Raw genomic sequence first — 10,255 nt, forward strand, 5'->3', positions numbered from 1 at the left:
AAAGAATTTACCCAAGAAGATCTCATAAACTGAAGTTTATCTAGAATTAATCAAACCGATAATTAGAAAAAAATTTAACACAAACGACATATTCTCCGATAAAAAACTAGCATTAGATTAGAAGAGAACTTAGTGGAAGGCAGAATGTTAGATAACATAGCTCCCGGTGCAAACGAAAAAAATCTTCTCTATAACTTAAACGGAAGTTGGCTAAAAGAAATTAGTTCTCTCGGAGACCGGTTCTACGAAGAACTTAACAATATTCCCGAAGCCAGAAAGATACTAAAGGGCAAGGATCTCTCTCGGCTCAAAGAACTTCAGGGAAAGCACTTTTTGAGGCTCTTAGGGCCTTATGATGAGGACTTTGTTAGAAGGTGTCGCCGCATTGGTGAGACCCACGCTCGGGTAGGGGTTTCCCCCAAACTCTTTCTTAAGGGCTTTATAATCTACACCAATTTATTCACCGATTTTATCCTCAAACGAGAGTCATCTCCCCAGAGGAGAGAAGAGCTTCTCTGGGCCCTCAATAAGGTCTTTCTCTGGCATCTAGAGCTGAGCCTTTCGGCCTATTTCAGGCTTAAAGAAAGAGTTTTGCGAGCTACCCAGCGTGAGGTCCAAAGGCTCAATCGAGTCTACGAGATCTTGAGGGAAATAAACCTTCTTATCTTTGAAGAGAAGGGACGAAGGCGGCTGTGTGAGAAGGCCTGTGAGGTGTTGGCCCAAAAGGGGGATTTCGACCTGGTCTGGATAGGAATAAAAAACGAGAAAGAAGACCAGATTATCCCCGTTGCCGCCTCAGGAAAGACAACCTACCTAGATCGGATTGTGGTCAGAATCTCCCCCCTTAAGCCCGAAGGGCAAGGGCCGGCCTCTAAGGCTTTTAGGGAAGGCCGGGAGATTATTATCAGCGACATCCGGAAAGAGACCTCTTTTTCTCCCTGGAAAGATGAAGCCTTAAACCACGGCCTGCGTTCGGTCATGAGTCTGCCTCTTCACATAGAAGATACCATCTGGGGCGTTCTTTTGCTCTATCACCGGCGCCCAGGATTCTTCTCTCATCGGGAAAGAAAACTCCTTAAAGAGATAGCCCGGGACCTTTCTCTGGGATTAAGTTATATCGCCCGAGGAGAAAGCCTGGAGGAGAGCCTCTATTATGACCCTCTCACCGGGCTTGCCAACCAGAGGGCCCTGATGCGGAGCCTTGAACACGAGAGGTGGGAGGCTGGGGCCAGGGGAGAGAAACTGGCCCTCATTTGTCTGGATATCGATCAATTCTCCCTTTTTAACCAGACCTATGGCCGACGGGATGGCGATCTGATCTTAAAGGAGATCTCTAGACGTCTGTCTGGACTCCGCCGCTGGGGTATCGAGGTCTTCAGGACCGGGGCCGATGAGTTTGCCCTGCTCTTTTCCTTCCCCAAAATGGCCCAATTGGAAAGCCATCTTGACCGAATCAAAGGTCTCTTGGAGACTACCTTTAAGATCAGGAAAGAAAGATTCACCTTGACCATATCCATGGGGCTGGCTGTCTTCCCTGATGACGGCAAAGATCCGGAGAGCCTTTTTGCTGCTTCAGAGAGCGCTCTAAAGACAGCCCGTAAGAAGGGGACCTCTGGTTTTTCTACCTATTCATCTCCTGGAGAAGGTCTTTTTGAGAGCCGCTGGGAATTGCTCACCCTCCTTAAAGAAGGCCTTAAAAAGGGCTGGTACACCCTCTACTATCAACCCAAAATCGGGGTCAAGGACCGGAGGGTTACCGGCTTTGAGGCCCTGCTCCGCCTGAACGTGCCCGAGAAGGGGCTTCTCTCTCCGATTAAATTTGTCCCCCTACTTGAAGAAAGCGGGCTTATTGTCCCGGTCGGTGAATGGGTTCTCAAAGAGGCCTGCAGAACAATAAAGGAAGATCGTCTCGGCCCCAAGGACTCACTGGTTTTATCCATCAACGTTTCTCCCTCTCAGCTCCGTGAAAAAGGCGTTGTGGAAAGATTCAAGGAGATAATCGAGGCTTCCAAAATCAATCCCTCCCGGCTACGCCTGGAGATAACCGAAAGTGCCCTGGTTGAGGGCACTGAAGAGATGATCCAGAGGCTCAAGGCCCTGGCTGACCTGGGAATAGGGCTCTCTATAGATGACTTCGGAACCGGTTTTTCTTCGCTAGCCTATCTTAAGCGACTTCCATTTTCCTATCTAAAGATAGACTATGCTTTTGTTTTCGGGGTCCCAGACAACAGAGAAGATGTAGATATCATTAGAGCCATTCTTGATCTGGCCCGAAACTTCGCCAAGAAGACAGTCGCTGAAGGGGTTGAGCGGAGGGAACAACTCATCTTTCTCTCTGGTTTGGGTGTTGACGAGATCCAGGGTTATTATTTCGCTAAACCCCTGCCCGAAGACGATGCTCGGGCTTTTCTAGAAAACTATACTCCTGAACGATACTTCTGGAAGACCAACCCTTAATCTTCTCTCAATCAAGACTATCCAGCTAAAAAACTAAACATCGTTTTGGCCTTAAGAAGGTTAAGATGATGTTTGTTTAGAAGCAATAGATTTACTTGTTAATCTCAGAAGGAAAGTCTGGAATTAAACAATGTTTTAATAAATAAATTTGACTTAAGATAAAAAATAAGATTTTTTAGGGAAAAACCAAAATTGACAATAGAAGAATAAAGTTCCAATCTTCTTTCTTAAATAAGAAGATCTTATCAGATCTTTAGGAAACAAATGACTAATATTTTAGTATTATCGGTTAGTGTATGCATCTAAAGGGGCGCTCATGGCCAAAGTAGTCGAGTTTAAAGAAGGGGTCTTGGAGCTTTTAGAAGCTCTTTTAGACAAGAGGCTTGTTGAGGCTATAATCTCCTTAAGGATCACTGTCGGGGCAAAGGCAATAGTCTGGAGTCTAATCCCAGATCGAGAAGGACTTTCTTCGGCTAAGCCTTCCTTTCCGGCCATGCCTCAAAGTGGAGCAAAGGTGGTCTCCAGGGTGGTCCTCAAATCAGATAGTCCAACTCCTTTGGCCGCTGTTTTAAGGCCATGCGAGATTAGGGCCTTAAGGGAGCTGAGCAAACTGGGCCAAGCCCATCTTCAGAACGTTCTCATCATTGGCCTCGAATGCCTGGGAGTCTTTCCTTGGGGCTCTCAGAGGCTGGACTCGGCAGAAGAGACCTATAAGCAAGGGCTGATCAGCGGAGAACAACCCTTTGGAATCCGGGAGCTATGTAAGGCCTGCCTCCATTTCCAGCCTGACGTTGCTGATATCGGAGTCTATCTTGTTGGCCGAAAACAGCCTCTGTTAGTAGCCCATAGCCCCAAGGGGCTTAAAGCCTTTTCGGCCCTAGATCTTAAGCCCGAGGAAAAAAACGAGCCTCCCCACTCCTTAAGCCTTCTTACTGAGAGACGGAATCAAAACCAGAGCCTTAAAGAAAGGATTCGAAATAGACTCAAGGGGCTAGAGGATCTCGTCTCTATCTTTGGGCCTTGTATCCTCTGTCATAATTGTCGGGCCGTCTGTCCTCTGTGTTACTGTAAAGACTGTTTTTTTCTCTCGGCTACATTTGATTATCAACCGGAAATCTACAGTCACCGGCTTATCCAGCGAAAGGCAATCAAATTGCCCCTTGACGGCCTAGTCTTTCATCTTGGTCGGATGACCCACATGGCCAGCTCTTGTGTGGGTTGCGGGCAATGTGAAGACGTCTGTCCAGTGGGGATTCCGGTTGCCCAGATCTTTAAAGTGGTTGGAGCCGAAATCCAGGCCCTCTTTGCTTATGAACCTGGACAAAGGCTAGATGAACCCCTTCCCCTGGCCACCTTTAGGCCAGATGAACTAAAAGAGATCGAAACGTAGGAGAGGCTCATGCTTGTTCGTGGTCATCTTCGGGATCTTTTAGCCCTGCCTGGCAGCCGTCAGATCCTTAAGTGTATTCAGTGCGGCACCTGTTCTGGTTCTTGTTCCATGTTGGAGGCCATGGATTATGGCCCTCGAAGGCTCTTTGCCCTTCTTAAGGGCGGGGATTTCTCCTTGGCCCTGAAGAGTAACACTTTCTGGGTCTGTTCTTCTTGTTATCTCTGCACGGTCCGCTGCCCTCAGGGGATCAGGATTACAGAAATAATGTATGCCCTTAAACGTCTGGCCCTCAAGGTAGGAATAAGGCCTCCGGATAAAACTTTCCACCTCTATGAGGCCTTTATTGACGAGGTCAGGGAACATGGACGGATTTCAGAGGCCCGTCTGATGCGGCGTTATCTTCAAAGATCTCCAGGAGAAATATTTAGCAAGATAGCCATAGCCTTAAAGCTCAAAGAAAAAGGACGTCTTGACTTCAGTCTCAATGAAATCCAAAGCCTTAAAACCTTCCAGAAAGTTCTTAAACGAGCCTCAGAATTGGAGACCAAAAGATGAAACGACTCCTTTACCCCGGCTGTACTTTCAAGACGGCCGTGGGCTACGCCCCCTCGTTCGCCATTTTAGCTGAGACTCTGGATCTTGAGCTCTTCGAACTTCCGGACTGGAACTGTTGTGGAGCCACGGCATATCCCAGTCTGAACGAATTGCCCTCCTTGGCCCTGGGGGGCAGAAATCTAGCCCTAGCCGAAGACATGGGGGCAGAAGAGATATTTACTCCTTGTAACGCCTGTCTGGCCACTTTGGGTAAGGATAGGGAAAGACTGCTTGGTGACGAAGAGACCAGGGAAAAGGTCAATCTCGCCCTTCTAGAAGAAGGGCTTCAGGTCACCCGTCCCCCCCCTGGTCAAACACCTACTTCAGCTCTTCATAGAAGAAAGGCTCTTGACCCTTATAAAAGAGTCCCTAAGAAGACCCCTTAAGACCTTGAGAGTGGCTCCCTACTACGGTTGTCAATATAGTCGGCCCTCTCTGAGGGTTGAAGACGATGCCGAATATCCTCAAGGACTCGATGCTTTGGTTCTCAGCCTGGGGGCCGAAGTGATCAATTTTTCCTCCAAAGCTGCTTGTTGCGGGGCCGCTCAGGCTATAACCCATGAAGATGTCGCCCGACGACTGGTAAAAAAGATTATCCTTGAGGCCAGACACAAAGGGGCTGATCTCATCGTCACTATCTGTCCTCTCTGCCAATTCAATCTGGAAGTCCTTCAACTCCGGGCTGGTCTCAGACGGAATCTTCCGGTGATCTTCTTCAGCCAATTGATCGGTTTGGCCTTAGGACTGCCCGAAGAGGGCCTGGGCTTTGAAAAACTTCTCATCCCCCTCCAGGTGGCCGGCGAGCTTTAGGAGGAAACCCATGGACAGAGGAAAGGAGCCACGGATCGGAGTCTACATCTGCCACTGTGGGGTCAATATTGCTGGAGTTGTAGACGTAGAGGAAGTCAGGGAATTTGCTGCTGGTCTCGAACACGTCTTCCTTGCCCGAGACTATAAGTTTATGTGTTCTAACGTTGGCCAGGAGTTGATTATCAAGGACATAAAAAAATTAGGTCTCAACCGAATAGTAGTGGCTTCTTGCTCCCCCAGGATGCACGAGAAGACCTTCAGAAAAGCCTGTGCTCAGGCTGGGCTTAATCCCTATCTCTTCCAGATGGCCTCTATCAGAGAACAGGTCTCCTGGGTCACCGATGATCGGAGCGCGGCCACCCAAAAGGCCAAGGACCTTGTCAAGGCTGCTGTTTATCGCGTCCTCCACCACCATCCCCTAACATCTCGAGTGGTGGAGATCAAAGATCGAGTCATGGTTATCGGGGCTGGGATTGCCGGAATAGAGGCTGGCCTTAATGTGGCTGATTCTGGTAAGGAGGTCTATCTCGTGGAACGAGAACCTTCAATAGGGGGACACATGGCCCGATTTGATAAGACCTTCCCCACCTTGGATTGTGCTGCCTGCATCTTGACCCCCAAAATGGTCTCAGTGGCCCAACATGAAAACATAAAGCTCCTTACCTATAGTGAGGTAAACGAAATTGCCGGCTATGTGGGTAATTTCAAGGTCAGGATTCGTCAGAAGGCCCGGTATGTTTCCCCGAGCGTTGTACCGGCTGTGGGGCCTGCTTTGAGGTCTGTCCCGTAACCCTGCCCAGTGAGTTCGACTGTGGGCTTAAATCTCGCCCGGCAATATACAAACCGTTTCCTCAGGCAGTCCCCAACATAGCCACCATAGACAAAACAGGAATAAGCCCTTGTCGGGGGGCCTGTCCGGCGGGGGTAAATGCCCATGCCTATGTTAGGCTGGCCAGTCGGGGAAGGTATCAAGAGGCCTTTGCCAAAATTATGGAAAAGGTGATCCTCCCTGGAACCTTAGGCAGGCTCTGTCCGGCTTATTGCGAGAAACGTTGCACCCGGCAGAGGGCCGGAGGGGCCATCCAAATCCGGGCCATAAAGCGCTTTGTTGCCGATTGGTATTATGAGAACCTTGGCCCCCGATCTCCGTTCCCCCTTCCTGAGAAGAAAAAGCCCTCAAGAGTGGCCGTGATCGGCTCTGGGCCGGCAGGACTGGCCTGTGCCTTCTATCTAGCCCTGGCTGGATACCCGGTTACGATCTTTGAGGCCCAGGAAAAACCAGGAGGAATGCTACGTTATGGTATTTCTGAATATCAGCTAGCTAAGGACCTCCTTAATCTGGAGATAGAACTTATCCGTCAGACCGGAGTAGAAATCCGCTGTGGGCAGCGGATCTCCGGGCAGAGTCTTTTCGAGCTCAAGAAGGACTTTAGAGCCATTTTCCTAGCTATTGGCCGCTGGCAGGAGCCTCGTCTGGGATACGCTGGAGAGAAACTCTCGGGGGTTTACTATGCCCTTGAGTTTCTCAAACGGATTAATACCGATCAAAGACCGGATGTGGGTCAGAGAGTCGCCGTTGTCGGTAGCGGAGACACAGCCATCGAGGCGGCACGGTGTGCTTTAAGGCTCGGAGCCAAAGAAGTAACTATCTACTGCCAGGGCTTGGAAAAGGAGATCTCCACCTGGCCATCCGAGGTGGCCGCTGCCCGAGAAGAAGGGGTCCACTTTGAGTTTTTCGTCTCTCCGATCTCTTTAAGAGGAGAAAACGGCCGTCTGTCGGCCATGGAATATCAGAAATTGGCTCAGCCTCAAGTAGCTAGCAGCCGGAAGAACACAATCCATGTTGAAGGTTCAAAATCTATCACTTTGGTGGATACCGTGATCCTGGCCCCAGAACGGACCCCTGATAAAGATCTCATTGCTGCCCTGGGGATTGAGAAAACTGACGATGGCGGAATCATGGCCGATTCTCGTACCCTTTTGACCCCGATTCCAGGAATATTTGCCGGAGGAGAGATCCTTAAGGGACGAGGAAGTATCGTCCGGGCCATCGCCCAGGGGAAAAGGGCCGCCTTTTTTATCGACGCTTATCTTCGCGGTCAAGATCTTCAAAAAACCAAATTCGAGGAAAGGCGCCGGCCGGTATCAAGCACTGAGGTCTTAGCTAAAAGACCCCATCAGGCCCAAGAGCCTATCGAACCTTTGAAGAGGTCTCCTGAAGAAAGGATCCATGACTTCAGGGAGGTAGAAATCAGTCTGGATGAAAACAAAGCCCGAGCCGAAGCCGGCCGGTGTCTGGATTGTGCCGGGTGTTGCGAGTGTCTCCAGTGTGTTCAGGTATGTGAGGCCAAGGCTATCGATCACCAAGACCGGGAAAAAGAAATTGAGGTCGAGGTCGGCTCCATCATTGTAGCCACAGGCTTTAAGACCTTTGATCCCTCAAGGCTCCAACGTTATGGCTACGGACGCCTTCCAGAAGTCTATACCAGCCTGGAATTTGAAAGGCTAAACAATGCCTCTGGGCCTACTGGCGGAGAGATTCGCCTCCGTGACGGTCGAAGACCAGAGACTGTGGCCATCATCCACTGTGTAGGTTCTAGAGACGAAAACACTCATCGCTACTGTTCTCGGGTCTGCTGTATGTATTCCATGAAATTTGCCCATCTGGTCAGGGAAAAGACCGGAGCTGATGTCTGGGAGTTCTATATTGATATCCGCTCTCCGGGGAAGGGTTACGAAGAGTTTTATCACCGACTTCAAGAAGAAGGAGTCCATTTCATCAGGGGCCGGGTGGCCGAAGTCACTGATGCGGCTCTCTATAAACACGAACTTGGAAAACTCATTGTCATTGCCGAAGATACCTTGGCAGGCCGTCTCCGGCGTATACCGGCAGACATGGTTATCCTTTCAGTGGGACTCGAGCCAGCCGAAGGTTCTCAGGAGATTGCCCGTTTGGCCGGAATCTCCCAGGATGCCGATGGCTGGCTAAACGAACTCCACCCCAAACTGGCCCCGGTGGCCACAGCCACAGAAGGAATCTTTATTGCTGGTTGCTGCCAGGGACCGAAAGACATCCCCGATACCGTGGCCCAAGCCAGTGCTGCCGCCAGCCAAGCCCTGTCTTTGATAATGAAGGGTAAGGTGGAAATTGAACCTACAACGGCGAGCATCGATCCCGATATCTGTGTGGGTTGCCGGCAGTGTCTTTCGATCTGTAGCTACGGGGCTATTTCCTATAAGGATGTGGTCTTTGTGCGGTCCTCTGTCCCAATAAGGCCATACAGGTCAAAGGCTTTGGGGATCGGGAGATCCTTTCCGAGATCGAAGGTATCCTCTATTGAAGGAGGAAGGATGAACAAGCCCCCCAAGATAGTCGGATTTCTCTGCAATTGGTGCTCCTATACGGCTGCAGATCTGGCCGGAATCAGTCGACTCAAATATCCTCCGGGATTCCACATCATCCGAGTGATGTGCTCGAGTCGGGTGGATCCAGTCTTTGTGATCAAAGCCCTTTTAGAAGGAGCCGATGGAGTCTTGATAGCCGGTTGTCACCCTGGTGACTGCCATTATCAAAAAGGTAACTACTATGCCCGGAGACGGGTGGCCATGGTTAAAAAACTTCTAGAGACCTTGGGGTTGGAACCCCAGAGGGTCAGAGTCTCCTGGATTTCAGCCTCTGAGGGTCCCAGGTTTGTCGAGATCGTCCAGGACTTCACCAGAGAGCTAAAAAGTCTCGGTCCCAATCTGACTCGAGAACTCATCCTTTAGGGGGAAGATGGTGGCTGAACTGGTCTTTGTCTATGGCACCTTGAAAAGAGGCGGCAAGTTACACTCTTATCTTCAGGGGGCCCGATATCAGGGAAAGGCCACCCTCAAAGGATATGCCCTCTATAAGATCAGCTGGTACCCAGGGATTGTCCCTGAGGAGGGGGCCTCCGTTTGCGGAGAACTCTACCAGGTAAACCAAAGACTCCTTGAGAGCCTTGATCAACTTGAAGGCCGGGAATACCAACGGACCCTGGTCTCTGTAACGACCCGAGACGGCCTTTCTCTGTCGGCTTGGGCTTATGTTTACCTAGGTCCGGTAACAAAGAGTTCAAAAGTTAAAAGCGGCCACTGGCCAGTCTAAGGTAACAACCAGGGGGAGCCCATGGCAGAGAAGGAAAGCACTGTTCTCATCTATGGAACCAGCCTTTCAGGGCTTAGAGTGGCCTATGCCTTAGGTAAGATGGGCTATAAATGTATCCTTCTTAATCGAGGGGCCTATGTAGATGAATATCGAAACCAGCTTTTATCCCAGCTTCCCCTTGATTTTTGCTGGGTCTGTGGAGTTATGCCCCAGAGGATGTTCATTGGCTTGGGAGCTCTTGAGGTCTTCTACAATGCCCAGCTCCTGGAGATCAAGGGACGGCCGGGAAGTTTCCGGATAAAGTTTAAAAAACGTGATCCTCTGGTCAATAATTTTGCCTGCACTGAATGCGAGGCCTGCATCCGAGCCTGTCCTGAAGAAAAGCAAACCGCTGAAGGGAAACGTCGAGCCATCTATTGCTTGCCCAAGGTAGGCTGGGAAAACGTCTTCATCCTTGATGAGGATATCTGTACAGAATGCGGTCTTTGCGAAAAGGCCTGTCCTACAGGGGCCCTTAAACTTAAGCGCCCAGTGGAGACCATAGAGATGAAGGCGGGAGCTATTGTTTTGGCCCCCGAATTTGATGAACCCGGCCAGGAAGAACTTTCGCTTTTCAAATATGGAGTCTACCAGAATGTAGTTAAAAATAGCGATCTGGCCCGTCGGAGTCTTTTGACTAATTTCATCAGGTCTTCTCTGGCCCGCCCTTCAGACGAAGCCATTCCCCAAAAAGTGGCCATAATCGTCACCCCTCAGTACAACATCCCAGGGGTAGAATACGAGAATTACAACTGCTCAGTTTCGGCCATCTATCGGGCCCTGAAGATCCGAGACCTTCTACCAGAGACTGAAGTGGCTGTTTTTCTGCAGGAGTA

The 10,255-nt window shown here is 50.0% G+C and carries 9 protein-coding genes and 1 pseudogene; all 10 read left to right on the forward strand.

Features of this window, described 5'->3' with window-relative positions; genetic code table 11:
* The first annotated feature begins 144 nt into the window (after positions 1 to 144).
* On the forward strand, positions 145 to 2,457 hold the full coding sequence (locus tag ACXJJX_RS09830) for an EAL domain-containing protein (RefSeq protein WP_456434422.1): 2,313 nt from the start codon (positions 145 to 147) through the stop codon (positions 2,455 to 2,457).
* A gap of 316 nt (positions 2,458 to 2,773) precedes the next feature.
* Positions 2,774 to 3,847, forward strand: a complete 1,074-nt coding sequence (locus ACXJJX_RS09835; RefSeq protein ID WP_456434423.1) for a 4Fe-4S dicluster domain-containing protein — start codon at positions 2,774 to 2,776, stop codon at positions 3,845 to 3,847.
* Between the two features lie 9 nt (positions 3,848 to 3,856).
* Positions 3,857 to 4,402: a 4Fe-4S dicluster domain-containing protein gene (locus ACXJJX_RS09840; RefSeq protein ID WP_456434424.1), complete on the forward strand. Its 546-nt coding sequence runs from the start codon at positions 3,857 to 3,859 to the stop codon at positions 4,400 to 4,402.
* Positions 4,399 to 4,827: a heterodisulfide reductase-related iron-sulfur binding cluster gene (locus ACXJJX_RS09845; RefSeq protein ID WP_456434425.1), complete on the forward strand. Its 429-nt coding sequence runs from the start codon at positions 4,399 to 4,401 to the stop codon at positions 4,825 to 4,827. The genes ACXJJX_RS09840 and ACXJJX_RS09845 overlap by 4 nt, the downstream gene beginning before the upstream one ends.
* Positions 4,790 to 5,251 carry a heterodisulfide reductase-related iron-sulfur binding cluster gene (locus ACXJJX_RS09850; protein ID WP_456434426.1) on the forward strand — a complete coding sequence of 154 codons (462 nt, stop codon included), beginning with the start codon at positions 4,790 to 4,792 and terminating at the stop codon, positions 5,249 to 5,251. Before ACXJJX_RS09845 ends, ACXJJX_RS09850 begins: the two co-directional genes overlap by 38 nt.
* A gap of 454 nt (positions 5,252 to 5,705) precedes the next feature.
* Positions 5,706 to 6,041, forward strand: a complete 336-nt coding sequence (locus tag ACXJJX_RS09855) for an FAD-dependent oxidoreductase (RefSeq protein ID WP_456434429.1) — start codon at positions 5,706 to 5,708, stop codon at positions 6,039 to 6,041.
* Positions 6,014 to 6,319 (forward strand): annotated as a pseudogene (locus ACXJJX_RS09860) (hypothetical protein); the annotation flags it as partial. The gene ACXJJX_RS09855 and the pseudogene ACXJJX_RS09860, both read left to right, overlap by 28 nt.
* 120 nt (positions 6,320 to 6,439) lie before the next feature.
* Positions 6,440 to 9,019 carry a hydrogenase iron-sulfur subunit gene (locus ACXJJX_RS09865; RefSeq protein ID WP_456434430.1) on the forward strand — a complete coding sequence of 860 codons (2,580 nt, stop codon included), beginning with the start codon at positions 6,440 to 6,442 and terminating at the stop codon, positions 9,017 to 9,019.
* Positions 9,020 to 9,026: 7 nt separating this feature from the next.
* Positions 9,027 to 9,380: a gamma-glutamylcyclotransferase family protein gene (locus tag ACXJJX_RS09870; RefSeq protein WP_456434427.1), complete on the forward strand. Its 354-nt coding sequence runs from the start codon at positions 9,027 to 9,029 to the stop codon at positions 9,378 to 9,380.
* A gap of 21 nt (positions 9,381 to 9,401) precedes the next feature.
* On the forward strand, positions 9,402 to 10,255 hold an 854-nt coding region (locus ACXJJX_RS09875; RefSeq protein ID WP_456434428.1), incomplete at its 3' end, for a DUF362 domain-containing protein.

It is taken from the genome of Thermosulfuriphilus sp. (genome assembly GCF_054026695.1).

Coding starts and splice junctions, on each gene's coding strand:
- ACXJJX_RS09855 (WP_456434429.1), top strand. CDS start 5,706: ATGGTTATCGGGGCTGGGATTGCCGGAATAGAGGCTGGCCTTAATGTG.
- ACXJJX_RS09845 (WP_456434425.1), top strand. CDS start 4,399: ATGAAACGACTCCTTTACCCCGGCTGTACTTTCAAGACGGCCGTGGGC.
- ACXJJX_RS09835 (WP_456434423.1), top strand. CDS start 2,774: ATGGCCAAAGTAGTCGAGTTTAAAGAAGGGGTCTTGGAGCTTTTAGAA.
- ACXJJX_RS09830 (WP_456434422.1), top strand. CDS start 145: ATGTTAGATAACATAGCTCCCGGTGCAAACGAAAAAAATCTTCTCTAT.
- ACXJJX_RS09840 (WP_456434424.1), top strand. CDS start 3,857: ATGCTTGTTCGTGGTCATCTTCGGGATCTTTTAGCCCTGCCTGGCAGC.
- ACXJJX_RS09870 (WP_456434427.1), top strand. CDS start 9,027: ATGGTGGCTGAACTGGTCTTTGTCTATGGCACCTTGAAAAGAGGCGGC.